General features: G+C 71.8%; 22 protein-coding genes. 13 read left to right on the top strand and 9 right to left on the bottom strand.

What is annotated here, in order from left to right; all coding sequences use genetic code 11:
• The first annotated feature begins 7 nt into the window (after positions 1-7).
• Genes ACGFWE_RS28415 through ACGFWE_RS28385 form a run of 7 tightly spaced genes read left to right on the top strand, consistent with a single transcriptional unit; the run spans position 8 to position 5,468 of the window.
• Positions 8-271, top strand: coding sequence for an acyl carrier protein (locus ACGFWE_RS28415; RefSeq protein WP_393602617.1), 264 nt, complete (start codon positions 8-10; stop codon positions 269-271).
• 20 nt (positions 272-291) lie between these two features.
• Positions 292-990, top strand: coding sequence for a histidine phosphatase family protein (locus ACGFWE_RS28410; RefSeq protein ID WP_393602615.1), 699 nt, complete (start codon positions 292-294; stop codon positions 988-990).
• Positions 987-1,280 carry a putative quinol monooxygenase gene (locus ACGFWE_RS28405; protein ID WP_352387756.1) on the top strand — a complete coding sequence of 98 codons (294 nt, stop codon included), beginning with the start codon at positions 987-989 and terminating at the stop codon, positions 1,278-1,280. Before ACGFWE_RS28410 ends, ACGFWE_RS28405 begins: the two co-directional genes overlap by 4 nt.
• Before the next feature lie 3 nt (positions 1,281-1,283).
• The gene (locus ACGFWE_RS28400; protein ID WP_393602613.1) at positions 1,284-2,864 is read left to right on the top strand and encodes an FAD-dependent oxidoreductase; all 1,581 of its coding nucleotides are present in this window, start codon (positions 1,284-1,286) and stop codon (positions 2,862-2,864) included.
• A gap of 58 nt (positions 2,865-2,922) precedes the next feature.
• On the top strand, positions 2,923-3,483 hold the full coding sequence (locus ACGFWE_RS28395; protein WP_352387752.1) for a carboxymuconolactone decarboxylase family protein: 561 nt from the start codon (positions 2,923-2,925) through the stop codon (positions 3,481-3,483).
• Between the two features lie 34 nt (positions 3,484-3,517).
• A complete protein-coding gene (locus ACGFWE_RS28390) occupies positions 3,518-4,498 on the top strand; it encodes an aldo/keto reductase (protein WP_393602611.1) in 981 nt (326 codons plus the stop codon).
• A 22-nt stretch (positions 4,499-4,520) separates the two neighbouring features.
• Positions 4,521-5,468, top strand: coding sequence for a 3-oxoacyl-ACP synthase III family protein (locus ACGFWE_RS28385; RefSeq protein WP_393602609.1), 948 nt, complete (start codon positions 4,521-4,523; stop codon positions 5,466-5,468).
• A 67-nt stretch (positions 5,469-5,535) separates the two neighbouring features.
• Here ACGFWE_RS28385 and ACGFWE_RS28380 read toward each other — a convergent pair whose 3' ends face one another.
• The 3 genes from ACGFWE_RS28380 to ACGFWE_RS28370 all read right to left on the bottom strand — a co-directional run bounded on the left by ACGFWE_RS28380 (position 5,536) and on the right by ACGFWE_RS28370 (position 9,071).
• Complete coding sequence (locus tag ACGFWE_RS28380; RefSeq protein WP_393602607.1) at positions 5,536-6,405, bottom strand: helix-turn-helix transcriptional regulator; 870 nt, start codon at positions 6,403-6,405, stop codon at positions 5,536-5,538.
• Positions 6,406-6,532: 127 nt separating this feature from the next.
• Positions 6,533-7,969, bottom strand: coding sequence for an MFS transporter (locus ACGFWE_RS28375; protein WP_352387744.1), 1,437 nt, complete (start codon positions 7,967-7,969; stop codon positions 6,533-6,535).
• 184 nt (positions 7,970-8,153) lie between these two features.
• Entirely contained in the window at positions 8,154-9,071 is a 918-nt protein-coding gene (locus ACGFWE_RS28370; protein ID WP_352387742.1) for a LysR family transcriptional regulator, read from the bottom strand.
• A 98-nt stretch (positions 9,072-9,169) separates the two neighbouring features.
• Here ACGFWE_RS28370 and ACGFWE_RS28365 point away from each other — a divergent pair, with 98 nt between their 5' ends.
• Positions 9,170-10,189, top strand: a complete 1,020-nt coding sequence (locus ACGFWE_RS28365; RefSeq protein ID WP_393602604.1) for a DMT family transporter — start codon at positions 9,170-9,172, stop codon at positions 10,187-10,189.
• Between the two features lie 306 nt (positions 10,190-10,495).
• Positions 10,496-10,726, top strand: coding sequence for a hypothetical protein (locus ACGFWE_RS28360; protein WP_352388060.1), 231 nt, complete (start codon positions 10,496-10,498; stop codon positions 10,724-10,726).
• 5 nt (positions 10,727-10,731) lie between these two features.
• Here the strand turns inward: ACGFWE_RS28360 and mgtA are convergent, their stop codons facing one another.
• Entirely contained in the window at positions 10,732-13,395 is a 2,664-nt protein-coding gene (gene mgtA, locus ACGFWE_RS28355; protein ID WP_393602602.1) for a magnesium-translocating P-type ATPase, read from the bottom strand.
• Positions 13,388-13,747 (bottom strand): metalloregulator ArsR/SmtB family transcription factor, encoded by a 360-nt coding sequence (locus ACGFWE_RS28350; RefSeq protein ID WP_352387738.1) that lies wholly within the window; start codon positions 13,745-13,747, stop codon positions 13,388-13,390. Before ACGFWE_RS28350 ends, mgtA begins: the two co-directional genes overlap by 8 nt.
• A gap of 354 nt (positions 13,748-14,101) precedes the next feature.
• On the opposite strand from ACGFWE_RS28350, the gene ACGFWE_RS28345 reads away from it, so the two are divergent.
• Complete coding sequence (locus tag ACGFWE_RS28345) at positions 14,102-18,058, top strand: AAA family ATPase (RefSeq protein ID WP_393602600.1); 3,957 nt, start codon at positions 14,102-14,104, stop codon at positions 18,056-18,058.
• A gap of 150 nt (positions 18,059-18,208) precedes the next feature.
• Here the strand turns inward: ACGFWE_RS28345 and ACGFWE_RS28340 are convergent, their stop codons facing one another.
• The 3 genes from ACGFWE_RS28340 to ACGFWE_RS28330 all read right to left on the bottom strand — a co-directional run bounded on the left by ACGFWE_RS28340 (position 18,209) and on the right by ACGFWE_RS28330 (position 21,321).
• The gene (locus tag ACGFWE_RS28340) at positions 18,209-19,444 is read right to left on the bottom strand and encodes an amidohydrolase family protein (protein ID WP_352387734.1); all 1,236 of its coding nucleotides are present in this window, start codon (positions 19,442-19,444) and stop codon (positions 18,209-18,211) included.
• A gap of 144 nt (positions 19,445-19,588) precedes the next feature.
• On the bottom strand, positions 19,589-20,299 hold the full coding sequence (locus ACGFWE_RS28335) for a TIGR03943 family putative permease subunit (RefSeq protein WP_352387732.1): 711 nt from the start codon (positions 20,297-20,299) through the stop codon (positions 19,589-19,591).
• Positions 20,296-21,321 (bottom strand): permease, encoded by a 1,026-nt coding sequence (locus ACGFWE_RS28330; protein ID WP_393602597.1) that lies wholly within the window; start codon positions 21,319-21,321, stop codon positions 20,296-20,298. Before ACGFWE_RS28330 ends, ACGFWE_RS28335 begins: the two co-directional genes overlap by 4 nt.
• A 223-nt stretch (positions 21,322-21,544) precedes the next feature.
• On the opposite strand from ACGFWE_RS28330, the gene ACGFWE_RS28325 reads away from it, so the two are divergent.
• The gene (locus tag ACGFWE_RS28325) at positions 21,545-23,383 is read left to right on the top strand and encodes an NAD-binding protein (protein ID WP_393602801.1); all 1,839 of its coding nucleotides are present in this window, start codon (positions 21,545-21,547) and stop codon (positions 23,381-23,383) included.
• Between the two features lie 174 nt (positions 23,384-23,557).
• On the opposite strand, the gene ACGFWE_RS28320 is transcribed toward ACGFWE_RS28325, so the two are convergent.
• The gene (locus tag ACGFWE_RS28320) at positions 23,558-25,381 is read right to left on the bottom strand and encodes a prolyl oligopeptidase family serine peptidase (protein WP_393602595.1); all 1,824 of its coding nucleotides are present in this window, start codon (positions 25,379-25,381) and stop codon (positions 23,558-23,560) included.
• 151 nt (positions 25,382-25,532) lie between these two features.
• Here ACGFWE_RS28320 and ACGFWE_RS28315 point away from each other — a divergent pair, with 151 nt between their 5' ends.
• Positions 25,533-25,907, top strand: coding sequence for a nuclear transport factor 2 family protein (locus ACGFWE_RS28315; RefSeq protein WP_352387728.1), 375 nt, complete (start codon positions 25,533-25,535; stop codon positions 25,905-25,907).
• A 43-nt stretch (positions 25,908-25,950) separates the two neighbouring features.
• Positions 25,951-26,760 (top strand): SURF1 family protein, encoded by an 810-nt coding sequence (locus ACGFWE_RS28310; RefSeq protein ID WP_393602593.1) that lies wholly within the window; start codon positions 25,951-25,953, stop codon positions 26,758-26,760.
• Positions 26,761-26,774 lie beyond the last annotated feature (14 nt).

The raw sequence follows: 26,774 nt of genomic DNA, 5'->3' as shown, positions 1-26,774 counted from the left end.
GTGACCCATGACCGGTTCCGTGACCACGATGATCATCGACATTCTCACCGGCAAGTTCGAGATACCGGCGGAGGACGTGTCCCAGGGCACCGCCTTCGAGGACCTGGCGGTGGACTCCCTGGCGCTGCTGGAGATGTCGCTGATCCTGGAGAAGCGGCTCGGCGTCTCCATCGAGGAGGGCGTACTGACCGCTCAGCAGACCGTCGACGAGGCCGCCCGTGTGATCGAGTCCCTCGGCGCTCCGGCGGTCGCCGGGCCGACCGCGGCCTGAACGCACGGCAGGCCACCGTCATGCGTGTCGTGCTGCTCCGCCACGGAGAGACAGACCGCAACACCGCGGACCGGTTCCAGGCGCAGGCCGACATCCCGCTGAACGAGACGGGCGTACGGCAGGCGCAGCAGGTCGCCCGCTCGCTGCGTCCCGGCGCCTGGGCCGCGGTGTACTCCTCGCCGCTGTCCCGGGCCGACCGGACCGCCGCGTACTGCGCGGACCGGCTCGGTGTGCCCCACCTGCGCCTCGACGGACTGCGCGAGCGGCATCTGGGCATCCTCGACGGCCAGGACCGCGCGGAGTTCGCCCGACAGCACCCGCGCACCATGCGGCGGCTGCTCACGGACCCCGGCTACGCCCCGGCCGGCGGCGAGACCGGCCACGCGGCGCTCTCCCGCTTCGCCACGGCCCTGCGCACCATCGTGGAGGCCGGCCGGCGGGGTTCACCCCGGCTGCCCGTCCTCGTCGTCACCCACGGCGGCGTGCTGAACCTGCTCACCCGGGCCCTGACCTCCGCCGTGGAGGTGCCCGGGGTCCTGGTCGGCACCTGCGCCGCCGTCTGTCTCGACACCGGGCGCATGCCCGAGGGACACCCGGCTGCCGCACTGCGCCGGTGGAATGTCGCGCCGCACGAGTGCGAGGACGTCTCCACCCCCGTGCACCCCCTTCCGTTCGTCGACCTGGACGAACTCATCACCAAGGAAGTGACCCGTACATGAGCATCGAGATCACCGTCCTCTTCGACGTCGTACCGGACCGGATGGAGCAGGTCACCGCCGCTTTCCGGGAGTTGTGTGCCGCGACCCGGCAGGAGGAGGGAGCCCTGCGGTTCGACGCCTGCCTGTCCGAGGAGCACGAGAACGTGGTCGTGCTGGTCGAGGACTGGGCCGACCAGAGCGCCATCGACCTGCACATGAAGCAGGAGTACGTCGCCGACTTCCTCAGGAAGGTCGACGGCGCGTATCTCCGGGCGCCGTACGTCCACCGCCTGCGTCCCCTCGACGCCTGAGCCATGACACGCGACATGCAGCGGCCGCGCGTCCTCGTCGTCGGCGCCGGTCCCGTCGGGATGGTCCTCGCCAGTGAACTGCTGGCGCACGGGGTCCGGGCCGACGTCATCTCCAAGCTCCGCCGGCAGAGCCCCCACTCCCGCGCCACGATCCTCTGGCCCCGCGTCCTGGAACTGCTGGACCGCGTGGGCGTGGGCCGGAAACTGGTCGACAGCGGTCATTACTTCGACCAGATGAACTACTACTCGAACAAGAAAATGATCGGTCTGATCCGGTTCGACCGGCTGCGGGGCGTCGGCTATCCCTTCGCGATCACCATCCCGCAGTGGCGCACCGAGGCGATCCTCGAAGAGCACCTGACCTCCCTCGGCGGCACCATCGACTACGACACCACGTTCGTCGACGGCAGCCGGCACCCGGACGGCGTGGAGTGCACGCTCCGGCTGCCCGACGGCACCGCGCAGACCCGTACGTACGACTACGTCGTCGGCGCCGACGGCTACAACAGCGTCGTCCGCGAGGTGTTCGGTTTCCGGTTCACGGGCCGGACCCTGCGCACCCGGCTGGCCATCACCGACGCCGAGATCCTGGGCGAGACCACCAGCAGCGAGGCGGCGTACTACCTGACCCGCACCGGGAACATGGTCCTGGCTCCGCTGGGCGACGGGATCTTCCGGGTCGGCGCGAGCGTGCCCGACGACTACACGGGCGACACCCCCGACCGGGCCTTCTTCGAGAAACTGCTCGCCGAACGCGTCCCCGGCGCCCGCAGGCTCGGCGAGATGAAGTTCAGCGGTGTCTTCACCGCGCACGTCCGCTCGGCGAGCACCTACAGCAGCGGCCGGGTCTTCCTCACCGGCGACGCTGCGCACGCGATGAGCCCGTCGGGAGCCCAGGGCCTGAACACCGGCATCCAGGACGCGGTCAACCTGGGCTGGAAACTGGCCGGCGTGGTGGGCGGCACCTACCGCCCCGAACTGCTGGACAGTTACGACGTCGAGCGCAGGCCCGCCGTCGACCAGGTCTCCGCGCTCTCCACCCGCCTGGCCAGGGTCGGGCTCTACCCCACCCGGCGGCAGACCCTCGCCCGCGACGCCGTCTACCGGCTGGGCACCCGCACCCAGGCACTGGAGAAGCTGCTCGCGCCCCGGCTCGCCCAGCTCGACACCCACTACGGTTCCCGCCCGAAGCGGCGTTCCCTGGTGCCGGGAGAACGGCTGCCGCTCGGCTGGCGGGAGTCGAGCACCGCCCCCGTCCTCGCCGTGGACCGATACACCGTGCTGCTCTGGCCAGGTGTGCAGTACCGCTACGAGCGCTGGGCCGCGCTCGTCCGGGAGCTGGGCGCCCAGGTGCCCGCGGCGGCCGTCACCGATCTGGGTGGCCGCCCGCCCGGCCCCCTGCCGGCCAAGCTGCCTCGCGAGGCGCACGCCCTGGTCGTACGGCCCGACGGTCACCTCGACGCCCTGGTGCCGCTCGACGACCGCACCCCCACATCCGCCGTACGGGCGGTCGGACAGGCCCTCGCCCGGCATGTGCGGCCCGAGCCGGCCAAGGCGCCGGAACTCGCCGTACTGCCCGCCTGACACTCCCTGACCTTCCCTCGTGGAAGCACCTCTTCTCAGCAACAGAAGGAGCCCCACCATGACCACCGCCCCCCGCGTCGCCCTCACCGACGTCGCCGACATGACGCCCGAACAGCTCGCCGTGTACGAGAAGTTCCAGTCCAACCTGACCCGCGCGCTGCTGCTGACCAAGAACTCTGCCGCCGCCCATCTCGCGCTCGGCGGCACCTTCACCGTCGGTCTGCTGAGCCTGCTGGACCGCGAGGTGGTCGTGCTGCGCGTGGCCAAGCTGCGCGACAGCGAGTTCGAGCGTCTGCTGCACTACCCCCTCGCGAAGAAGGCCGGCCTGGAGGACACCGAGATCAAGGCGATCGAGGACGCCCTGTACGACGAACTGCCGCCCGCCCGGGCCGCCCTGGTCCGCTATGTCACCGACTGCATGGTCGACCACAAGGCGAGCGACGAGGCGTTCTGGGCGCTGCGCGAGCACTACTCGCAGAACGAGATCGCCGAGATCACCCACCTCGCCGGCCACAGCGCCATGACCGCCATGTACCTGGCCAGCCTGGACATCCCGCTCGACGAGGGCATCGCCTCCTGGGGCCGGCTGACCGAGGTCCAGGACGAGGTCAAGAGCTGACCCGCGCCCACCGCCCGACCCGAGAGGAAGAATCTTGCAGTACGTGCGGCTGGGCTCGTCCGGCCTGAAGGTGTCCCGGCTGGCGCTGGGCTGCATGAGCTACGGCGAGCCCGGGCTCGGCACCCACCCCTGGTCGCTGCCGGAGGAGGAGAGCCTCCCGTTCCTCGCCCAGGCTCTCGACCTCGGCGTGAACTTCTTCGACACCGCGAACATCTACTCCCTCGGCACCAGCGAGGAGTTCCTGGGCCGCGCGGTGCGCAAGCTGACCCGGCGCGAGAACGTCGTCATCGCCACCAAGGTGTACGAAAAGCTCACCGACAACCCGCTGTCCGGGGGCCTGTCCAGGTCGGCGATCCTGCGCGAGGTCGACGCCAGCCTGCGTCGGCTGGACACCGACTACATCGACCTCTACATCGTCCACCGCTGGGACTACGAGACGCCTGTCGAGGAGACGATGGAGGCACTGCACGACATGGTGCGCGCGGGCAAGATCCGCTATATCGGTGCCTCGTCCATGCACACCTGGCAGTTCGTGAAGGCGCAGTACGTCGCCGACCTGCACGGGTGGACCCGGTTCGTCAGCATGCAGAACCACTACAACCTGATCAACCGCGAGGAAGAGCGGGAGATGTTGCCGTACTGCCTCGCGGAGGGCGTCGGCGTCACCCCGTGGAGCCCGCTGGCCCGCGGCAGGCTGACCCGCGACTGGGACACGCAGTCGGCGCGCACCGCGGGCGACCCGGTCCAGGAGCGCTTCTACGGCCCGACCGAGCGGGCCGACCGAGCGGTCGCCCGGGCGGTCGCCGAGATCGCCGACGCCCGGGGCATCCCGATGGCTCAGGTGGCCCTCGCCTGGCTGCTGCGGCAGCCGGCCGTCACCGCGCCCGTCGTCGGCGCGACCAGGAACCACCACCTCGAGGACGCGGTGGCGGCCCTGGACGTGGTGCTCGACGACGACGAAGTGACCCGGCTCGAGGCGCCCTATGTGCCGCACGCCGTCGTGGAATACGTCTGACCGACAGGCAGGTGGAGGAACAGTGGGAATAGCAGACTTCGCTCTGGCGATGCCGAGCGGGAAGAAGAGTGTCACCGAGGTCAGCCAGGAGTCCGGGTACAGCGTCGAGAAGCTCGGACAGATCCTGCCGTCGGGGAAGTTCTCGGTGCTCGCGGAGGGAGAGACCTCCTGGGGCCTGGGCCGCGACGCCGCGGCCCGGCTCCTGGCCAGGAACCCGGTACCGCTCGACGACATCGGGCTGGTTCTGTACGCGGGCTCCAGCGAATGGGGTACGCCCTTCTGGTCCCCCGCCGCCAAGATCGCGCTGGAGCTGGGGATCCGGCAGGCGCACTGCTACGAGGTCTCCAACTTCTGCAACGCGGGCATGGTGGCCGTGCAGCTCGCGGACGACCAGGTGCGCGCGGGCACGCACAAGTACGCCCTGGTGATCATCGCGGACCGGCTGAGCGAGCTGGTCGAGTACGGCACCGGGTACATCGAGCTGTTCAACTTCGCCGACGGCGCGGCCGCCGTCCTGATCTCGACCGACGCCAAGTACGAGGTGCTCGGCTCGGCCCACCACACCGATCCGCAGTGGGTGGACTCGTACTACGGCGAGATCAAGGGCGGCGAGATCAAGGTCGAGCGGGGCGAGAAGCTCGACGGGCTCGGCACCGCTTTCATCGACAACTTCACCACGCTGACGTACCGGGTCCTGGCCCAGGCCGGACGGGAGGTGGCCGACGTGGCGTACTTCCTGGTCACTCACGGCAACCAGGACACTCACCGCACGTACCTGAAGGAACTGGGCGTGGATCCCTCCCGCAGCGTCTTCCAGTACGAGCTCGACGGACACCTGGGCGGCGCCGACCCGTTCCTCGCCCTGGAGGAGCTGGAGCGGGACGGCCGGATCTCCTCCGGCGACCTCGTGGTCGTGGCGACGGCCGGGTCGGGCTTCACGTGGGGGGTGACGGCGATCCGGCGGACCTAGCTCGCGTGCGGCCATGAGAACGCCCCCGGTCTTCGAGGACCGGGGGCGTTCTTCGTGTCCGTGCTGCTCAGCGTTGGTGCACAGAGTCCAGATCCACCGTGAGGAGCTGCAGCGCGGCCTCGTGCGGGGAGTCGGGCTCCGCGTGGTAGAACTTCAGGATGTTGCCGTCCTGAAGATCAGCGGACTGGTACATCAACTCCAGCTCACCGACGACCGGATGGTCGAAGAGCTTCGTCCCCTCGATGCAGTTGGACACCCGCTGACGGCACCAGAGCGCCGCGAACTCCTCGCTCTGGATGGTCAGTTCCCCGATCAGCTCGGCCAGCCGCGGATCGTGGCGGTGGTTCCCGGAGATGAACCGCAGGTACGTCACGTTCGACTCGGACTCCGCCGCCCAGTCCGAGTACAGCGCCTGGACGTTGTCGTCGAGGAAGTTCATCTTGATGATGTTGGGCCGCCGTCCGGCGTCGTCGGGGACGCCGAAATCGAGGTGCGGGGCGAACAGCCGGTGGTACAGCGAGTTCCAGGCCAGGATGTCGCAGCGGTAGTTCAGCACGGCCGCCGCCACTTGGCCGAGCGAGGCCATCAGCATTTTCGTACTCGCGCTGAGCTGGTCGTCCTGGGGCGCCGACTGATGCGGATCCTGCACCGGCGTACCGATCTTGAGCAGGTAGTCCCGCTCGTCGGCGCCCAGATCCAGGGCGCGGGCGATGGAGAGCAGAACCTGCGGGGATGCGTGCGCGGTCTGGGACTGCTCGAGACGCGTGTAGTACGTCTGACTCACCCCGGCGAGCGCGGCCACCTCCTCGCGGCGCAGCCCCGGGACCCGGCGTGAGCCGCTGGTCCGCAGGCCCATCTGCTCGGGCCGGACGCGCTCGCGCATCTGTCGCAGGTAGCTGCCCAGGTCCGTGTTCACTATCTGGTCCACCCTTCTCATTATGAAGTCCCGTACGGCAGGGGCAATGGCGCCTCGTGCACGGTGACCGGTGCCACAACGGCCGGGAGGGCGAAGTCTCGCCGCCCTCCCGGCCGTGCCGGCTGCCGGTGCTGCGTGCCGTGGGCCGCTACTTCTGTGCCTGCTTGCGGCGCAGCACCAGCCACAGCAGGAGACCGACCGCGACCTGGGAGAAGCCGGCCACACCGATCGCCGTGTGGATGCCGGTGAGTTCCTCGGCCCCGGTCACGGTGCCCTGACCGATGACGCCGGCGAAGACCGCGCTGATCAGCGGAATGCCGATGGCGATACCGACCTGCTGGCTCTGGGTGGCCATACCGGTCGCCATGCCCTGGGCATCGGCGTCGACGGACGAGGTGGCGATGACCATGAAGCACAGGGCCGCCAGCATGGAGAAGAAGGCGTTCACGAACTGAGTGACGATCAGCGGGACCAGCCAGTACGAGTCCGAGGTCGCCCACATCGCCGGCAGCATGAACGCGCCCTGGAGGAAGAGGGAGACCCCGAGCATCGTGCGCGGCGAGACCCGCTGGAGGATGCGCGGACCGACCGTGCCGGCGATGATCTGGCCCACACCGATGCCGAGCAGCACCAGACCGGCGACCAGGGACGACAGGCCGAGCACGTTCTGGACGTACAGGCCGGTGAAGAAGATCAGCGCGGTCTCGCCGCCGAAGATGAACAGGGCGGCGACGTTGCCGAAGGCGATGTCGGGCTTCTTCAGGATCTTCACCGGTACCAGGGCGTCGGTGGTACGGCTCTCCACCGCCCAGAAGGCGGCGAGCAGGGCGGCGGAGGCGATGAGGGTGACGCCCGCCACCAGGTCGAGACCGTCCTCGCCGACGCGGGTGACACCGTAGATCCCGGCGAACAGGCCCAGGGTGATCAGCACCGCGCCGGGCAGATCGATCCGGCTGCGCTGTTCGGCGCGGCTCTCGCCGACGACGATCGGCACGACCACGATGGCCGCGATGGCCACGGGGATGTTGATGAAGAAGGCCCAGCGCCAGGAGAACACGTCCGTGAGGACACCGCCGAGGATCGCACCGACGCTGAAGCCGGAGCTCATCATCACGCTGTTGAGGCCGAGCGCGCGGGTGCGCAGGCCGGGCTCGGTGAAGGTGGTGGTGAGCAGGGCGAGCGCGGCGGGCGTGACGGCGGCGGTGGCCAGGCCCTGGAGGGTACGGGCGATCAGCAGCATCGCGGCCGAGTCCGCGACGCCGCCGATCAGCGAAGAGACGGCCAGGACGACCATCCCGGCGGTGAAGATGCGCCGCCGTCCCACGTAGTCACCGACACGTCCGAACACCAGCGTGCATCCGGCGGCGCACAGTGCGAACGTCGTGGTGATCCACTGCAGGCTCCCCGTGGAGAACCCGAGGGACGTGCCGACCTCCGGCAGCGCCACGTTCAACACGGAGAAGTCGGCGGCCATCATGAACTGCGACGCCAGCAGCACGACCAGAGCGGCGACCTGGCGTCCGTTCATGTGTACGGCGGTTGGCTGCGCGGCGGTGGCCGTCGCGGTGGTATCAGCGGTAGTCATGCTCCCAGGCTCCGGTGCACGGCCCACCCCAGCCAGATCCCCCTTGACAGCACTCCTGGGGAGACTGTCACTGGCAGTGTCACCCTCACCGAAGGCACCCGGAGCCGGACATCCCCCGCAGGCCGGCCGAGGGGCACACCCTTTCAGGCCTCGCGCAGGGCGCGCTCTCACCCCCGACCCGAGGTCAGTGCGGTGCCGGACCGGTGGGCGGGTCGGTGGTGGCCGCGTCCTTCAGGGCCGACAGGAGGCAGCGCAGGGCTGGCTGGTCGAGGGCGGTCTCCCGGGCGACCGCCGAGATCACCCGGACCGGTTCGGGGTTGCGGACCGGGCGTACGACGACACCGGGGTGGCGGCCGCGCAGCCCCAGTCCCGGCATCAGACCGACACCGAGTCCGGCCGCGACGAAGCCCTGCGCGGTGGCGTAGTCCTCGCTGCGGATGACGAAGTCGGGGCTGAACCCGGCCGCCGCGCAGGAGTCGATCACCGGCTCCAGACAGGGGCCGGGCGGCTCGCTGCCGACCCACTGCTCCCCGGCCAGCTCGTTCAGGTCGACGACCTCCCGGTCCGCGAGCGGATGCCCCAGGGGCAGAACGGCGGCGTACGGGTCGTCGAGCAGGTGGACCAGGCGGAAGCCGTCCGCCACCCGGCCCCGCGCCTGCACGACCACCGCCAGGTCGGCCCGCCCCCGCACGACCTCCTGCAACGGGTCCTCGGGGTCGGCGAGTTCGAGGTCGACCCGTACACCGGGGTGTTCCACGCGGAGCCGGGCGAGGGCCGGGGCGACCAGCGTGGAGCCGGCCGTGGCGAAGTAACGGACCGACAGCGTGCCGATGCGTCCGGCGCGCAGGTCGGCGAGGGCGCTCTCCGCCTGGGCGACCGCGGAGCTGATCAGCGCCGCGTGCTCGGTGAGCAGCAGACCGGCCGGAGTGGGCCGCACCCCGCGCCCGACCCGTTCGAGCAGCGCGGTACCGGCCTGCTTCTCCAGCGCCGCCACCTGCTGGCTGACGGCGGACGGTGTGTAGCCGAGGTGGGCCGCGGCCGCGGTGACCGTCCCGCTGGTGACCACCGCACGCAGAACCTGGAGGCGCCTCACATCAAGCATGTAGCACAGCTTAACAAACCAGTTAGAACCATTTGCTTGTTCTCACAGGTCGGCTGGGGCATCGTCGACGAAGGGGACCACCGGACGGAGGAAGCATCGTGAACAGTGACCGTGGGACACGGAGTCTGCGGGGCGGAGTGCGGGTGGCCGTGCTCGCCCTGCTGTGGGGTTCGACCTACCTCTGGATCGAACTGGCGCTGCGCGGGCTCTCCCCGCTCCAGGTCACGTTCGTCCGCTGCCTCCTCGGCGCGCTCGTCCTCACCGTCGCCTGCTACGCGTCGGGCCGGCGCATGCCCCGCGGCCGCACCGTCTGGCGTCACATCGTCGTCGCGGCCTTCTTCTGCAACGCGCTGCCCTTCGCCCTGTTCAGCCTGGGCCAGCAGACCGTCGACTCCGGCCTCGCGGGGGTCCTGAACGCCACGACCCCGCTGTGGTCGATCGCCCTCGGACTGGCCCTCGGCTCGGAGCGTGGACTGCGCCCGGTCCGCCTGGCGGGACTGCTGCTGGGTTTCACGGGCACGATCGTCATCCTCGCCCCGTGGCAGTCGGCCGGGGCCACCGGCTGGGGAGCCCTGGCCATTCTCGGCGCGGCCGCCAGCTACGCCGTCGCCTTCACCTACATGGGCCGCACCCTGGTGCGCAGGGGCACCCCCACCATCTCGCTCTCCGCCGCCCAGCTCGTCGCCGCGAGCGGGCTGACCGCCGTCGCGCTGCCGATCGGCGGCCTGGAGTCGATCGACCCCGGCCCGGCGGTCGTGGCCGCGGCCCTGGTCCTCAGCGTCTTCTGCACCGCGATCACCTTCCACCTCACCTACCGGATCATCAACGACGAGGGCGCCACCAACGCCGCGGTGGTCGGCTATCTGCTGCCCGTGGTCTCCGTGCTCCTCGGCGCGGTCGCCCTGGGCGAGGGCCTGAGCGTCCGGGTCGTACTGGGCATGGCTGTGGTCCTCGTGGGGGTCGGGATGACCCGCCGCAAGGACACGTCGGCGCCCACGGTTCCGGACGGGGCCGACGAGGAAACAGCCGAGGACGGGCCCGGTGAGCGCGTGCCCACCGAGAACCCGCACGCCCAAGCCCCGGCCACCCGTCGCCCCGCGCTGGAGAACGCGGGATGACCTCCGGCGAGCCCCGGCTGCGGTCCGCGTACCGCGAGCCGGCCGAGGGCACGGTCCGCACGCACCTCACCCACGCCCTCCGGCCGGGGCAGCCGCACTTCGCGGGGACGCGGGTGTCACGCCATCGGCCATGAGCAGGCGGACACGGACCCGGGCCCCGCCGCCTCCGCGGGCGACCACGGCCTGGAGGCGTACGTCCTGGGACGCGACCGGCGGCGTGAAGAACCGCTGCCGTCGGGCATCGGACATCCACCCCCGGGACGATTGCGCAAGCTCTAAACTGTCGCCGTGGACGCAGCGGAGACAGTGGAGACGGCCGAGGTGACCGGCTGGGAGGTCGCCGTCCTCGACGGCGGACCGGCCGACGGGATGCGGGTCAAGGTGGCCGACCGGCCCCGGGTCGTGCAGGTGTCGTACCCCTGCCGCACGGAGGGCGCGCCGTCCGGGGTGCGGGTGGAAGGTGTCTACGTCTACCGGCTCGATCACGGCGTGACGGACGAACCCCTGCGGTACGGCTTCGACATCGCCTGTCCCTGACCTGGTCAGTGGCAGGAGAGCACACCCGCGCGGTGGCGCTCGTGGCGCCTCCTCGCCGCCAGCAGGCCCACGGCGTACAGGGCGAGGACGGCCGCGAGCAGTCCGTAGTACACGCCGGGCAGGGGGCCCAGGCCCAGGGCCGCGCCCGGCGGGGACGCGGGCAGGAGCAGACCGGTGGCGGCCAGTGCGGCGGCCGACCAGGTCACCGGGCCCGGCCGCCGGCCGCCCCTGCCGAGTGACCCCGGGGACAGCAGCACCATCACCACGGCCTGCGTCAGCAGGTTCTCCGTGAACCAGCCCGAGTGGAACAGTGCCTCGTCGTCGCCCGGCCCCCGCAGGGCGAAGGCCAGAACACCGAAGGTCGCCAGGTCCGCCACGGCGTTCAGGGCACCGAAGCCGACGATGAACCGGAGCAGTTCCCGGGGGTCCAGGACGGTCGGCCGGCGCAGCGCCGACGGGGCCGGACGGTCGTGGGCGAAGGCCGGTTGGGCCGCGTCGAAGCACAGGTTCTGGACGAGGACCTGGGCCGGGAGCATCGGCAGGAAGGGCAGGAGGAGGCCCGCGGAGAGCATCGCGATCACGTTGCCGAGGTTGGAGGAGAGCGTGATGCGCAGATACGTGGCGATGTTGCCGCCCGCGTGACGGCCGGCGGCGACCGCGTGGCCGATCGCGGTGAGGTCCTTCCCGGCGAGGACGAGGTCCGCGTTCTGTCTGGTCACCCCGGCCGCGTCGCGCGGGGCGATGCCCACGTCGGCGGTGCGCAGGGCGGGCAGGTCGTTGACGCCGTCGCCGAGGAATCCGACCGTGTGGCCACCGGCCTGCAGGGCCCGGGTGACGCGGGTCTTGTGCTCGGGCGTGCAGCGGGCGAACACGGTCGTACGGCGGGCCAGTTCGGTCAGTTCCGGGTCGGTGAGGGTGTCGAGGCGTTCGGCGGTGAGGACTCCGGCCACCGTGATCCCCAGGTCACGGCAGGCCCGGACCGCGGTGCCCGGGTGGTCGCCGGTGAGGACCTTGACGGTGACGCCGCGCCCGGCGAGCTGGGCGAGGGCTTCGGCGGCGGTGGGGGCGAGGTCGTCCCGGAGGGTGACCAGGCCGCGGAAGGCGAGGCCGTGTTCGCGGGGGCGGTCTCCGGCGGGGAGTTCGGTGGTGGCGACCGCGAGGACGCGCAGCCCGTCCGCGGCCTGCGCGTCGGCCAGGTCGCGCAGCCGGGAGCGCTCGTCGTCGGACAGGGAACAGCGTGGCAGTACGGCGTCCACGGCCCCCTTGGTGATCAGGGTGTGCGTGTCGAACCGGCCGGGGGTGCGGACGACCACGGTGGCCAGGCGGCGGGCCGGGTCGAAGGGGAGGGCCGTGACACCGTCGTACGCCATGAGGGTGTCCTCGTCGGCGGCGGTGAGCAGGGCCTCGTCCAGGGCGTCGGGGGCGGGGAGGTCGGCGAGCTGGAGCGACCACCAGGCGGCGGCGGCCGCCCAGCGCAGTACCTCGGGCTCGTCGTGGCCCTCGGCGTCCAGGGCCCGGTGGACCACCGGGCGGTCCCGGGTGAGGGTGCCGGTCTTGTCCACGCACAGCACGTCCATGGCGCCGATGTCGTGCAGGGCGGGGAGCCGTCCGACGATGACGCCGTGGGTACGGGCCAGGAGGGCGGCGCCGCGGGCCAGGCAGGTGGTGACGAGGACCGGCAGCATCTCCGGGGTCAGGCCCACCGCCACCGCGACGGCGAAGGGGAGGGTCTCCAGACCCCGGCCGCGCAGAGCGGCGTTGGCCATGAGCACCAGGGGCGGGGTCAGCAGCGCGAACCGGATCAGGATCCAGGAGACGCCCTGGACGGAGCGTTCGAAGCTGGTCGCCGGGGGTTTTCCGGTACGGCGGTGGGCGGCGCCGAAACGGGTGTCGCCGCCGGTCGCCACGACCACGGCGGTGGCGCTGCCGGAGGCCACACTGCTGCCCTGGAAGCAGTACCGCGGGTCCTGGAGGACACCGCCCTCCCCCGGCCCGTCCTCCGCGGACTTCTCCACCGGCGCGGACTCTCCGGTGAGCGCGGCCTGGTGGACGGTGAGTCCGCTCGACCGCAGCAGTCGTACGTCCGCGGGGACCAGGTCGCCCGGGCCGAGCCGTACGACGTCTCCGGGGACGAGTTCCTCGACCGGGATCTCCCGGGTGACCGGGGGCGTGTCCTGGCCGGCCCGGCGCTGAACGGTGACGGTGGTCGCCACCAGGCGGCGCAGTCCCGCCGTGGAGCGGCCGGCCCGGTGCTCGCCGGAGGACCGCAGGACACAGCTCACCACGACCAGCAGCAGGATCACCGAGGCGGTGCCCCAGGCGAAGACGGCGGCCGACACCAGTCCCAGACAGAGCAGCACCGCGGTGAAGGGGTCGCGCAGGCTCCGTGCGAACAGGCGGGGCCAGGAGGGGTCCCGGGCGTCCGGAACCGCGTTCTCACCGAACCGCGCCCTCCGCTCCTCGGCCTGCGCCTCGGTCAGCCCCCGCGGCCCGGCACCGAGCCCCCGCAACACCTCGTGAAGACTCCCGCCACCATCGGCCGCAGAAGGCAGAACCCGTAGGACGGGAAGGCCCGGCGAGGGAGCACCGGCAGGAGCGCCGGAGGCGTTGGGAAGCGCGGCCACGGACGAAGTCTCGTCCTCCCCTCGCCCCCCCGACTGCTCAGACACCGGCCTCGCGCAGTCGGTCCGACGGGCCCGGGGAGGTCTCCCGGGCGGTCAGCTGGCCGACCATGACGCGGACCACGGTCACGATGTCGGGGTCGTCGATGTAATAGATCTGCCTACGGCCCTCGCGGCGGGACCGCACCAGCCCCGCGAGCTTCAGTTTCGCCAGGTGCTGGCTGACGGCGGGGAGCGCGCCGCCGACCCGGTCGGCGAGGTGGGTGACGTCGCTCTCGCCCTGGGACAGCGCCCACATGATGTGCAGCCGGGCGGAGGAGGCGAGGAGTCCGAACACCGCGGCCGCCTCGGTCAGCACCTCGACGGACGGGTCCTGGAAACCGCCGACGACCTTCGCCACAGCCCTCTCCCGTCACCTCGGAACGTCCGGCCAAGTGTAGGGGCGGCACCGTGACCGTCCCGCTTCGTCCGGTACCGGTCCCTCCCCTCGTGGGGACCGGTACCGGAGGAAGCGGGTGACCGTGAGCGGAATGTGGCCGAGAACGTACGGCGCGCTGGTTGGCGTGCGGGGCGCCGGACTGGTGGCCTGTCATGGCGTCGCCCGATGGCTCCGCCGCAGGGTCATGATCCTGCCAGCCAGGGGGCCCACAGAGGAGGTTCGGGTGCCGAGAACAGTGCGTTACCGCAGGTCAGACATATAAAGTGGGTTTTCCGGTCCGGATTCAGCCGCGAGGGAAGTAAGGGGTGGAAGACCTTGAGCTCCGACTCAGGAGCACGCACGGCCTTCGCGGAGCGTCTCGCCCTGTTGTACCGAGAGGCAGGGAATCCGCCCCTCAAGCGGGTGTCCGAGGGAGTCGGCCGGCTCCAGCGCGTCGACGAGCGCGGACGCCCCGTCCGGGTGTCCGCACAGCGGATCAGCGACTGGCGCCGGGCCCGGAACGTGCCCGCTCAGTTCACCGCCCTCGCGGCCGTGCTGCACATCCTCATTCCCGAGGCCCGGCGGATCAGTCCCACCCCCGTCTCGGCCGGTCTGTACGACCTCGGCCAGTGGCAGCGGCTGTGGGAGCGCGCGCTGGCCCCGGACGAGGACGAAGGCCCCCCGCCGGAGCCTCCCGCCGGGGTCTGCCCGTACCGCGGTCTCGCCTCCTACCGGCGGGAGGACGCCCGCTGGTTCTTCGGCCGGGAACGCAGCACGCAGGCACTCCTGGAGCTGCTCGACTCGGCGGCCGGGACCGGCAGCGGCGGTCTGGTGATGCTCGTGGGCGCCTCGGGGGCGGGCAAGTCCTCGCTGCTCAACGCCGGTCTGGTGACCGCCCTGGAAGAAGGGGAACAGGCCGGGGAAGCGAGCGGCCGGGCCATCCTCCAGCTCGTGCCGGGCGCCGATCCGCTCGCGGAACTGACCCGTCGTATACCCGAGCTGGGACCGGTCGTCTCCGCCGCCGGGACCGCCGGTCCCGACATCGACCACCCTCCCGAATTCGCCCACGCGGTGCGGGAAGCGGTCGCCTCGTGGGCTCAGCGCGAGGCCGCCGCCGCCCGGCCGGTGATGATCGTCGACCAGTTCGAGGAGGCGTTCACCCTCTGCTCGGACGAGACGGTCCGGCGTACGTTCGTCCAGGTGCTGCACGCCGCGTGCACGCCCGCAGGCCCGGACGCGCCCGCGCCCGCCCTGGTCCTGCTCGGCATCCGCGCCGACTTCTACGAGCGCTGCCTCGACCATCCCGAGCTGGCCGACGCGCTCCAGCACCGGCACATGGTGCTCGGGCCGCTCACCGGCGGGGAGTTGCGTGAGGCCGTGACGGGTCCGGCCCGGGCCGTGGGCCTGGAACTGGAGCCGGGGCTCGCGGAGCTGATCGTGCGCGAGGTGAGCGCCGACGGTCCGCGCGGGGCGCACGTCGCGGGCGTCCTGCCGTTGCTCTCGCACGCCCTGCTCGCGACCTGGCAGCGCCGCAAGGCGGGCCGGCTGACCGTGGCCGGCTACCGCGCGGCCGGCGGTATCCAGGGCGCGGTCGCGGCCACCGCCGAGCGGGCCTGGTCCGGCCTGGACCCGGCGGCGCGTACGGCGGCCCGGCTGCTGCTGCTGCGTCTGGTGCGGCTCGGCGAGGACACCCAGGCCACCCGCCGGCGCGGGACCCGGCGCCAGTTGGCAGCGGAGTCGACCGACCCCGGCAAGACCGAGGAGTCGCTGGAGGCCCTGGTGCGGGCCCGGCTGGTGACGCTGGACGCGGAGACCGTGGAGATCACCCACGAGGCGCTGCTGACGGCGTGGCCGCGGCTGCGCGAGTGGATCGACGAGGACCGCAGCGACCATCTGCTGCGCCAGCGCATCGAGGAGGACGGCCGCTCCTGGGAGGGCTCGAACCGCGACTCCTCGCTACTGTACCGGGGTTCGCGGCTCGAACAGGCGCGCACCTGGGCGAAGTCCGCCGGGGACACCTATCTGACCCGCAGCGCGGTGGAGTTCCTGGCCGCCTCGGTCCGGCTGCGCCGGCGTTCGGTCCTGATCGCACGGGGCGCGGTGTCGGCGCTGGTCGTCCTCGCGATGGTGGCCGTCGGGTCGGCGGTGGTGGCCTGGCAGCAGCGCAACGACGCCGTGTTCGAGCAGGTCGTCGCGGAGGCGGACCGCGTCCACTCCACGGATCCGTCGCTGTCCGCCCGGATCGACCTGGTCGCGCACCGCCTCAGGCCCGACGACGAGGGCACCAACACCCGGCTGATCTCCATCGTCAACGCGCCGCTGGCCACCCCGCTCACCGGTCACACCGGCGCCGTCTACCTCACCTCGTTCAGCCCGGACGGCAAGCTTCTCGCCACCGCGAGCTACGACCGGACCGTCCGGCTGTGGGACCTCGGCGACCGCCGGCACCCCAAGGCGCTGGGCGAACCCCTCGCCGGCGGCACGAGCTGGGTGAGCAGCGCGGTCTTCAGCCCGGACGGCAGAACGCTGGCCAGCGCCGGGGACGACGGGAGGATCAGGCGGTGGGACCTCACCGACCCCGGTCGGCCGAAGCCCCTCGGCGCTCCCCTGACCGGTCACCGCGGCACCATCTACCTGATCGCGTTCAGCCCGGACGGGCGCACGCTGGCCTCCGCCGGCGAGGACCGCACCGTACGGCTGTGGAACACCCGCGACGCCAAGGAGCCGCCGGTCGTCCTGACCGGGGCCGGCGCCGCCGTGCGGTCCGTGGCGTGGAGCCCCGACGGGCGCACCCTGGCGGCCGGTGGGGACGACAACACGGTCCGGCTGTGGAACACCGGCGATCCGCGGCGGCCCCGGGCGTACGGCAAAGTGCTGAAGGGGCACACCGGTCTGGTGCACTCGGTGGCCTTCAGTCCGGACGGGACGGAACTCGCCACCGGCAGCGCGGACGACAGCGTGCGGCTGTGGGACGTGAGCGACCCCGCCCACCCGGGCCCGGTCGGCTCACCGCTCACCGGCCACAGCGGTCCCGTCTGGTCCGTGGCCTTCAGCCCCGACGGACGCCTGCTCGCCGCCGCCAGCGCGGACAGCACGGCGAGCCTGTGGAACGTGAGCGATCCCGCGTACCCCTCCCAGGTCGGCGAGCCCCTGGCCGGGGCGAGCGGCGAGATGTACGCGCTGGGCTTCAGCCCCGACGGCCGCACCCTCGCAACCGGCAGCGGCGACAGCAAGGTGCGGCTGTGGTCGATCCCGGCGGGAGACCTGGTGGGCAGCAGCGGGGCGTTCCGGCGGGACGGCGAGGTGCTCGCCACGGCCGGCCGGGACGGGCGGATCCGGCTGTGGAACGTGACGGACCCGGCCCGGCCCGTGGCCCTGGGCAAGCCGTTCACCCCCGTGGCCCGCGACCCGGACTCCCAGGTGTTCTTCTCCCCCGACGGCCGCACCCTCGCGGTGCTCACCACCGGCCGGGTCCACCTGTGGAACGTCACCGACCCGGCCCACCCCGTCCCCTACGGTCCGGCGCTCGTCCTGCGCACCCGGTTCATGGGTCCGGACGCACTGGCGTTCAGCCCGGACGGACGCACCCTGGCCACCGCGTACGACAGCCGCAGCCTTCAGCTGTGGGACGTCACCGACCCGGCCCACCCGGTCTCCCACGGTCCGATCACCGGCCACAAGGGGTACATCGACGGCCTCGCCTTCAGCCCGGACGGCCGCACCCTGGCCAGTGGCAGCGCGGACGGCACGATCCGGCTGTGGAAGGTCACGGAGCCGGCCCGTCCCGCCCTGCTCCGCAAGCCGCTCACCGGGCACACCGGGCCCGTCAACGTGCTCGTCTTCAGCCCGGACGGGCACACCCTGGCCAGCGGCGGCAACGACGACGTGGTCCGGCTGTGGGACGTGACCGACCCCGCGCACGCCGAGCGGACGGGCGAGGCGCTCACCGGGCACACCGAGGCGGTCGTGTCGCTGACCTACAGCCGTGACGGCTCCACGCTGGCCAGCGGCGGCAACGACAACACGGTCCGGCTCTGGGACGTGGCCGACCCGTCCGCGGCCGGCCCCATCGGGCAGTCGATGAGCCCCAGCGCCAAGACCGGCAGCTTCCTCTCCTTCAGCCCCGACAGCCGCATGCTCGGGATCTCCAGCGGCGCGGACACCATCCGGCTGTGGGACCTGGACGTCGACGACGCGATCAGCCGCATCTGCGCCACCACCGAGAACGTCCTGACCCGCCAGGAGTGGCAGGAATACCTCCCGCGGCTCTCGTACGACCCTCCCTGCGGCTGACGCCCCTTACGTGATCCCGATCACAACTTCTCCACCCGCCTGAGCAGTCCGCTCCCGCTGTTCCCTTTGCCTTGTTAGTCTTGGCCACAGCCCGACCGCTGGTGCATCCCCCGTCGCCAGCGGTCGGGTCTTCTCATGCGTGGGACCGGCTCACTTGTCGAAGCCGAGCTCCAGCATCCGGATCGCGTTGCCCCGCAGCAGCTTGTAGGTCACGTCCTCGGACAGCCCGGCCACGTGCTCCCACGCGACCTCCTTGGTGTGCGGCCAGGTCGAGTCGACGTGCGGATAGTCGGTCTCGAAGGTCGCGTTGTCCACGCCGACGGTCTCGATGGCCTCGATGCCGTGCTTGTCGCGGAAGAAGCAGCAGAAGATCTGCCGGTAGTAGTACGTCGACGGCGGCTCCGGGATCAGGTCCTTGACGCCGCCCCAGGCCCGGTGCTCCTCCCAGACGTCGTCGGCGCGTTCCAGGGCGTACGGGATCCAGCCCATCTGGCCCTCGCTGTACGCCAGTTTGAGCCTCGGGAACTTCACCAGGACCCCGGAGAAGAGGAAGTCCATCATCGAGGCCATGGCGTTGTTGAAGGACAGGGACGCCTGGACCGCGGGCGGCGCGTCGGGGGAGGCGGCCGGCATCTGGGAGCTGCTGCCGATGTGCATGTTGACGACCGTCCCGGTCTCCTCGCACACGGCGAAGAACGGGTCCCAGTAGCCGGAGTGGATCGACGGCAGCCCCAGGTGGGTCGGGATCTCGCTGAAGGTGACGGCCCGCACGCCCCGTCCGGCGTTGCGGCGGATCTCCGCGACCGCGAGCTCGATGTCCCACAGCGGGATCAGGCACAGCGGGATCAGCCGGCCGCCGCTGTCCCCGCACCACTCCTCGACCATCCAGTCGTTGTAGGCGCGCACACAGGCGAGCCCGACCTCCTTGTCCTTGGCCTCGGCGAAGGTCTGCCCGCAGAACCGCGGGAAGGTGGGGAAGCACAGGGAGGCCTCGACATGGTTCATCTCCATGTCCGCCACCCGGGCCTTGGGATCCCAGCAGCCCCGCCGCATCTGCTCGCGGGTGATCCCGTCGAGGGTCATCTCGTCCCGCGAGAAGCCGACGGCCGCGATGATCCGCTTGTACGGGAAGAGGTCCCCCTCGTACTCCCACCAGTCCGTGAGCTGGCCCTCCGGATCGGTGGTGAACCGGTACTTCCCGCCGACGTACGCGAGGTCCCCGATGCCGGCGGTGAGCGGCTTCGGCCCCCTGTCCCGGTACTTCGCCGGAAGCCAGGTCTCGAAGAGGTGCGCGGGCTCGATCACGTGATCGTCCACGCTGATGACTTTGGGGATGTCCCTGGTGCCCGGTCCCGTTCCGGTTCCGCTCTCGGTGGTGACGGCCATTGCCTGCCCCCTAGCCGGTATCTGATGGGTCGTCAGATGCAGGCTAGGGGGAGGGCCCTGCCACGGCAAGGGCCATCAGGGGGTCGGGCGCACCGGGGCCGGAGACCGCCGCCGTCGGTTGTTCCAGGTCCAGTCGTTCCAGGTCTAGTTGTTCCAGGTCTCGTCGTACGGGTCGTGCGGCGTCGGGACCGGCTTGGCCTCCGTGATCTCCAGGTACGGGATCGGGCGGCCGTTCACCGTGTCCTTGGTCCGCTTGGCCGTGTAGGTGCCGGTGACCTGGAGCCAGCCGTCCGGTTCGAGGACCGGCGGGACCTGCCCGGTGAGGCCGACCTTGACCGGCTGGGCGTCCGCCGCGCAGCAGTTGAGGGCCATGCGGACCAGGTAGGGCGTGCCGGAGTGGTCCAGGGCGACGAACCCGGTGATGGTGATCTGCCGTCCGGCCAGGCCCCGGCCGTGCTCGTAGACCGCGCGGCCCGCGTAGTCGGCGAGACCGAGCCGCAGGGGTCCGCTCGCCGGGAGCTTCATATAGCCGTACGACTGCTGCAGGGCCGTACCCGTGCGCATCGCGCTGTAGGAGCCGAGGGCGGGCGGGGCGACGAGGATCAGGGCGAAGAGGGGCAGGACCAGGAGCCAGGAGACGCGGGGTTCGCGGTGCGCGTGGTCCTGCTCCCCGGCCTTGGCCCGCCACTCGTACCAGGCCGTCGCCAGCGCCGTCGCGATGAGGACGACGCCGGCCGCCAGGACCAGCGGGCGCAGCCCCGCCTTGACGTAGCGGAGGTAGAGGTCGGTGAGGCCCGCGTGCAGGAGGGCCGCGCCGAGGAGGAACAGGACCGCCGACTGTGCCTGCCGGTTCACAGCATCACCAGCCCGGTCAGGACCGAGACCACGATCGCCAGGGCGAGGGTGGCGGGGGCGAAGCGCAGGGCGAAGGCGCGGCCGAAGGTGCCGGTCTGCATCGCGAACAGCTTGAGGTCGATCATCGGGCCGACGACCAGGAAGGTCAGCCGCGCGGTGAGCGAGAACTGGGTGAGCGAGGCCGCCACGAACGCGTCCGCCTCCGAGCAGATCGACAGCACCACGGCGAGCGCGGCCAGGGCCAGCACGGCGATCACCGGGTTCTCCGCCGCCGTACGCAACCAGGTCTGCGGGACGACGGCCTTCAGGGTCGCCGCCGCCATCGCGCCCACCACCAGGAAGCCGCCCGCGTGCGTCACGTCGTGCCGGACCGAACCCCAGAAGGCGGCCCCCTTGCTCTGGCCCTCGTACGCGTGGCGGGCCGGCGGTTTCAGCAGGTCCGTGCGGCCCAGCCGCAGCCACAGCCAGCCCATCGCGCACGCCACCAGCAGGCTCGCGACCAGCCGGGCCACGACCATCCCGGGATCGCGCGGGAAGGCGATGGCGGTCGCCGTCAGCACGATCGGGTTGATCGCCGGGGCGGAGAGCAGGAAGGCGAGGGCCGCGGCCGGAGTGACACCGCGCCGGACCAGCGCGCCCGCCACCGGCACGGACGCGCACTCGCAGCCCGGCAGCACCGCGCCCGCGACCCCGGCCACCGGCACCGCGAGAGCAGGGTTCTTCGGCAGGGCGCGGGCGAAGAACGACGGCGGCACGAACACCGCGATCGCCGCCGACAGCAGCACCCCGAGCACCAGGAAGGGCAGCGCCTGGACCAGCACGGCGACGAACACCGTCATCCAGCTCTGCATGACCGGCGCGGCAAGGGCTCCCCGGATCGGCCCCTGGAGCAGCACCACCAGCAGCATCAACAGGGTCAGCACGAGGGGCGAGTCGAGGCGCCGCCCTTCCGCGTCCGGTGCCGGACTCCGGTCCTCGCCGGTGTCCCGCGTGGGCGGGGGCGCTTTGGTGATGACGGCCACGGCCGGGATCCCTCCGGTGGTGAGGTGCTGGTTCCCCTGCTGGTGCGTACGGCGGGGAAGGTCCGTTTGCTCAGAGTGCGCGGGGGTTTGGGGAATTCTTGGCAGACCGGACGAGCCCACGGGACCCGGCCGTGGCACCACCCGCCCCGGTGAGGCAGTCTTCTCCCTCGTGGGGAGCGTTCCGAACCAGAGTCCAGGGCTGCCGGGCGACGCGGCCGCGCACATGGTGGTGTGCGGGGACGACGGGCTCGCACACCGTCTCGCGGCCGAGCTCAGAGGGGTCTACGGCGAGCAGGTCACGCTCGCCGTGCCGGCCTCCGAACGGTCCGTGCGGCCACCGGTGGTGGTGCGGGCCCGGTCCGCGTCCGCGCTGCTCGACCGGGTGGTGACCCGCGCCGCCGGCCTGACCGGCAACGGCAACGGCGGTACCGCTCCCGTCGGCGAACCCCCGGGCGGCATACGGCTCATGGAGGCCGCCGAGCCCAGTGAGACGGCGCTCGCCGAGGCGGGCGTGGAACGCGCGGACGCGCTCGCGCTCGTGTACGACGACGACGAGACCAACATCCGCGCCGCTCTCACCGCCCGCCGCCTCAACCCCCGGCTGCGGCTGGTCCTGCGGCTCTACAACCGGCGCCTCGGCCAGCACATCGAGGAACTCCTCGACCAGGCCGCCGCGTTGGCCTCCGGCGAGCCGGCCGACGGGACCGGCTTCGACGCCTCCACGACCGTGCTCTCCGACGCCGACACCGCCGCGCCCGCACTGGCCGCCACCGCCCTCACCGGCACCAGCAAGGTCCTGCAGACCGGCGGCCTGCTGCTGCGGGCGGTCGAACGGCCGCCGGCCGGGGCCGGGGTGAGCCCCGATCCGGGTCTCGCCACGCTCGCCCTGCTCTCGCCGACCGACAGCACCGGGGCCGCCGGCGACCAGGGCCCGACACTGCTGCCGGACGCGGCAGCGGTACGGGACGGCGGCGGACGCGCGACCGTCGCGCTGGAGCAGGTGTCCTACGCCGGGCCCGCGCTGCCCGACGGGCGGGGGGTGATGCCCTGGTTCGCCTCGCTGTTCTCGCGGCGGCTGCGGTGGTCGCTGGCCGGGATGGTGGGGTGCGTGGTCGCGCTCGCCGTCGCGCTCTCGCTGGTGACCGGGATCCATCCGCTGCGCGCGTTCTATCTGACGCTGCTGGACCTGTTCGCGATCGACGACCCCGCGATCGGTCAGTCCGTCGGGCGCCAGATCCTCCAACTCCTGTCCGGGTTCGCCGGTCTGCTGCTCCTCCCGGTGCTCCTCGCGGCGGTCCTGGAGGCCCTCGGCACCTTCCGCACCGCGTCCTCCCTGCGCAAACCGCCCCGGGGTCTCGGCGGACATGTCGTGCTCCTCGGGCTCGGCAAGATCGGCACCCGGGTGCTGACCCGGCTGCGGGAGCTGAACATCCCCGTGGTGTGCGTCGAGTCCGACCCCGAGGCCCGCGGACTGGCGACGGCGCGGCGGCTGCGGGTGCCGGTGGTGCTCGGGGACGTCACCCAGGAGGGGGTCCTGGAGGCCGCCAAGATCCACCGCGCGCACGCACTGCTCGCGGTGACCAGCGCGGACACGACGAACCTGGAGGCGGTGCTGTACGCCCGGGCCGTGCGGCCCGACCTGCGGGTGGTGCTGCGGCTGTACGACGACGACTTCGCGACCGCGGTGTACCGCACCCTGCGGGCCGCGCACCCCCGTGCGTCCACCCGCAGCCGGAGCGTCTCCCACCTGGCCGCCCCCGCATTCGCCGGGGCGATGATGGGGCGGCAGATCCTGGGGGCGTTCCCGGTCGAGCGGCGGGTGCTGCTGTTCGCCGCGGTGGACGTGGGCGGGCATCCCCAGCTGGAGGGGAAGACGGTGGGGCAGGCCTTTCGAGCGGGTTCCTGGCGGGTACTGGCCCGGGAGGAGTCCGGGGACTCTCCGGGACTGGCGTGGGACCTGCCGGACACGTATGTGCTTCAGGCCTCGGACCGGGTGGTGCTGGCGGCCACCCGGCGGGGGTTGGCGGAGTTGCTGGGACGCAGGGGGCGGGTGGGTGCGTAACCGTACGCGAAGGATGTGCCGGGTCAGGTCGTTGCGCGGCTGCGGCTTGGTGGGGGCTGGTTGCGCAGTTCCCCGCGCCCCTGAGTCGGTGCACTCGAAGTCGGCCGAGCTGTACCCACTCAAGGGGCGCGGGGAACTGCGCGACCAGCCCCCACCGCCCCGCAGACGGAATTCCTACCGTCGCGACCCCAAATACCTCTCCGCGAAGTCCAGTTCCAGCCTCACCTGCTTGATCCGCTCGTCCACCACCAGCGAACCGTGCCCGGCGTCGTACCGGTACACCTCGTGCACCGCCCCCCTCGACTCCAGCCGCTTCACATAGTTGTCGACCTGACGGATCGGGCACCGCGGGTCGTTGACGCCCGCCGAGATGTACACCGGCGCCTTGACCTGGTCCACGTACGTCAAAGGGGACGACGCCTCGAAGCGCTCCGGCACCTCCTCCGGCGTGCCGCCCAGCAACGTACGGTCCATCGCCTTCAGCGCCTCCATCTCGTCGTGGAACGCCGTGACATAGTCCGCGACCGGCACCGCCGCGATCCCGAGGGCCCACGCGTCCGGCTGGGTGCCGAGGCCCAGGAGCGTGAGGTAGCCGCCCCAGGAACCCCCGGTGAGGATCAGCCGGTCGGGGTCGGCGAGGCCCGAGCCGATCGCCCACTCCCTGACCGCCGCGATGTCCTCCAGCTCGATGAGGCCGACCCGGTGCTTCAGCGCGTCGGTCCACGCGCGCCCGTACCCAGTGGAACCGCGGTAGTTGACCCGGACGACCGCGTACCCGTGGTCCACCCATGCCGCCGGACCCGCCGCGAACGAGTCGCTGTCGTGCCAGGTCGGGCCGCCGTGGATGTCGAAGACCGTCGGCAGCGGACCCGTCGTCCCCGCCGGCCTCTGGACCAGGGCGTGGATCCGGCCGCCCGGACCCTCCACCCACACGTCCTCCACCGGCACCGAACCGGGTGACTTCAGACCCGGCGGGTCCAGCACCACCTCACCGGTCGTCGAGCGCACCGCCGACGGCTCGGCGGCCGAGGACCACAGGTACTCCACGCTGCCGTCGGGACGGGCCGTCGCCCCGGAGACCGAGCCGGGCGGGGTCGGGACCTTCTCCAGCTTGCCGCTCTCCAGGTCGTACCTGAAGAGCTCGCTGCGCGCCTCGAAGCTGTGCGCGATGAGCAGGCCCGTGCCGTCCGGGTACCACTCGGCGCCCACGTCCCCGGGCAGGTCCAGGGCGAGGTCGGTCTCCTCGCCCGTGGCCACGTCCCACACCAGCGGCTCCCAACGGCCCCGCCGCTGATGGCCGATGAGCAGCCGGGTGTCGCCGTCGACCGGGGCGAAGCCCAGGACCTCCAGGCCCAGCTCCCGGGTGCCGCCCTCGGTGTCGTCGAGCTCGGCGACCGCCCTGCCGTCGGGGCGCACCACACGCAGCGCCGAGTGCATCGCGTCGCCGTGCTCGGTGTGCTCGATCGCGATCAGCGAGCCGTCGCGGGAGATGTCGCCGACGCCCGCCGACTCACGGTGGCGGTAGATCTCCACCGGGTCCTCGCCGCTGCGCACGAGGTGGATGGAGGTGCCCTCGTCGTCGGTCGAGCGGCCCACGACCGCCGTACCGCCGTCCCGGCCCAGGGCGAGGCCCGCCGGGTAGGAGGCGTCCAGGCCCGGCGCGGCGAGCTCGTCCGCGCCGCCCTCGAAGGGCTGGCGGCGCCAGACGCCGAACTCGTCGCCGTCCTTGTCGTCGAACCACCAGATCCACGCGCCGTCCGGGGAGAGCACGCCGTCCGTGGTGCCGTTGGGCCGGTCCGTGACCTGACGCTGGACGCCGGTGGCCCGGTCCCAGGCGTACAGCTCGTACGTCCCCGTGGCGTTGGACACGAACAGGGAGCGGTCGGGGGCGTCCTCCGCCCAGTCGGGCAGCGACACCCGCGGCGCCCGGAAGCGCTTCTCCCAGTCCGGCATCTCGTTGTTCCGCCCGGCCGCGGCGGACCCGTTGCTCTCAGTCATGACCCCATACTGCCTGCCTTCACAGACGATCCGTAGACGAGGTCCCCAGCCTGTGGACAACTTCTACCAGCCGCTTACCCGAACCACCCACGACCAGGTCGGAAAGCCCGTCGCGGACCTGTTGTCAGTGCCGGGGTGCAGACTCGTCCGCATGACCGATCTGCGCGAGACTGTCGAGAGTTTCTGGACCTCCCTCGAGGCCCGCGACTGGAGTGCGTTCGCGGACACCCTCGCCGAGGACATCGTCTACACCCTGCCGCAGTCCCGTGAGCGCATCACCGGGCGGGAGCGGTTCGTCGAGTTCAACCGTGAGTACCCGGGCGACTGGCATCTGCGGGTCGAACGGATCGTCGCCGAGCCGGACCAGGTCGTCACCTGGATCCACTTCACGGCGGGTCTCGAGGAGATGTACGGCATCACGTTCTTCACCGGGGACGAGAGCGGCCGTATATCCGTCATCACCGACTTCTGGCCGGAGCCCTACGAGCCCCCGGCGGGCCGGGACCACCTGACGGAGAGGTTCTGACCCCGCGCCCCTGCGGCCCGGGGCGGCCCCGTACCGTGGGAGTGTGTACCGGTTTCTGCTGACGCCCCGCTGGTTCGGCATCACCCTCTTCGTGCTGCTCGCCATCCCGTTCTGCCTCTTCATGGGGTCGTGGCAGCTGAGCCGGTTCGAGGACCGGATGACGGAGAGCCGGGACGCCCAGCAGTCGGTCGTCACCGACGAGCGGGAGGCCGCGCGGCCGCTGGCCGAGCTGCTGCCGGTGAACAAGGCGACCTCCGGCAAGCAGGCCACCGCGACCGGCCGGTACGACAAACAGCTGCTCGTCCCCGACCGGCAACTCGACGACCGCCAGGGCTACTACGTTCTGACGCTGCTGCGCACCGACGGCGGCAAGGCACTGCCCGTGGTCCGGGGCTGGCTGCCGGGCACCCCCGACCCGGCGAAGGTCCCCGCCGCGCCGAAGGGCGAGGTCACCGTCACCGGTGCGCTGCAGGCCTCGGAGACCCCGGGGGACAACGGCGTCAGCGCGCAGGGCGGCCTACCGGCCGGGCAGACCGCGGCGATCAGTGCGGCCTCCCTGATCAACCTCGTGCCCTACGACGTGTACGACGCGTGGGTCACCCTCAACACCGGCGACTCCGGGATGAAGGCCGTACCGGCGACCGCGCCCGCCGACAGCGGGCTCGACCTCAAGGCCTTCCAGAACCTCGGCTACACCGGCGAGTGGTTCGTCTTCGCCGGCTTCGTGCTCTTCATGTGGTTCCGTCTGGTGCGCCGCGAGGTGGAGTTCATCCGGGACGCGGAGCTGGGGATCCTCCCGGACGACGACGGGCAGCGGTCCCAGGAGCAGCCGCAGGAGAAGGCGAGCGCCTGAACCCGGGCGTCCCC

The organism is Streptomyces sp. NPDC048523, from assembly GCF_043199815.1.
Taxonomy (GTDB): Bacteria; Actinomycetota; Actinomycetes; order Streptomycetales; family Streptomycetaceae; genus Streptomyces.
Note: the sequence above shows the minus strand (reverse complement) of the source record. Positions and strands in the feature narration are given on the sequence as shown.

What these genes read in the sequence shown, in the direction of transcription:
- ACGFWE_RS28400 (WP_393602613.1), top strand. Translation starts at nt 1,284, where the DNA reads ATGACACGCGACATGCAGCGGCCGCGCGTCCTCGTCGTCGGCGCCGGT.
- ACGFWE_RS28315 (WP_352387728.1), top strand. Translation starts at nt 25,533, where the DNA reads ATGACCGATCTGCGCGAGACTGTCGAGAGTTTCTGGACCTCCCTCGAG.
- ACGFWE_RS28415 (WP_393602617.1), top strand. Translation starts at nt 8, where the DNA reads ATGACCGGTTCCGTGACCACGATGATCATCGACATTCTCACCGGCAAG.
- ACGFWE_RS28410 (WP_393602615.1), top strand. Translation starts at nt 292, where the DNA reads ATGCGTGTCGTGCTGCTCCGCCACGGAGAGACAGACCGCAACACCGCG.
- ACGFWE_RS28380 (WP_393602607.1), bottom strand. Translation starts at nt 6,405, where the DNA reads ATGAGAAGGGTGGACCAGATAGTGAACACGGACCTGGGCAGCTACCTG.
- ACGFWE_RS28340 (WP_352387734.1), bottom strand. Translation starts at nt 19,444, where the DNA reads ATGGCCGTCACCACCGAGAGCGGAACCGGAACGGGACCGGGCACCAGG.
- ACGFWE_RS28395 (WP_352387752.1), top strand. Translation starts at nt 2,923, where the DNA reads ATGACCACCGCCCCCCGCGTCGCCCTCACCGACGTCGCCGACATGACG.
- ACGFWE_RS28320 (WP_393602595.1), bottom strand. Translation starts at nt 25,381, where the DNA reads ATGACTGAGAGCAACGGGTCCGCCGCGGCCGGGCGGAACAACGAGATG.
- ACGFWE_RS28325 (WP_393602801.1), top strand. Translation starts at nt 21,545, where the DNA reads ATGGTGGTGTGCGGGGACGACGGGCTCGCACACCGTCTCGCGGCCGAG.
- ACGFWE_RS28405 (WP_352387756.1), top strand. Translation starts at nt 987, where the DNA reads ATGAGCATCGAGATCACCGTCCTCTTCGACGTCGTACCGGACCGGATG.
- ACGFWE_RS28375 (WP_352387744.1), bottom strand. Translation starts at nt 7,969, where the DNA reads ATGACTACCGCTGATACCACCGCGACGGCCACCGCCGCGCAGCCAACC.
- ACGFWE_RS28370 (WP_352387742.1), bottom strand. Translation starts at nt 9,071, where the DNA reads ATGCTTGATGTGAGGCGCCTCCAGGTTCTGCGTGCGGTGGTCACCAGC.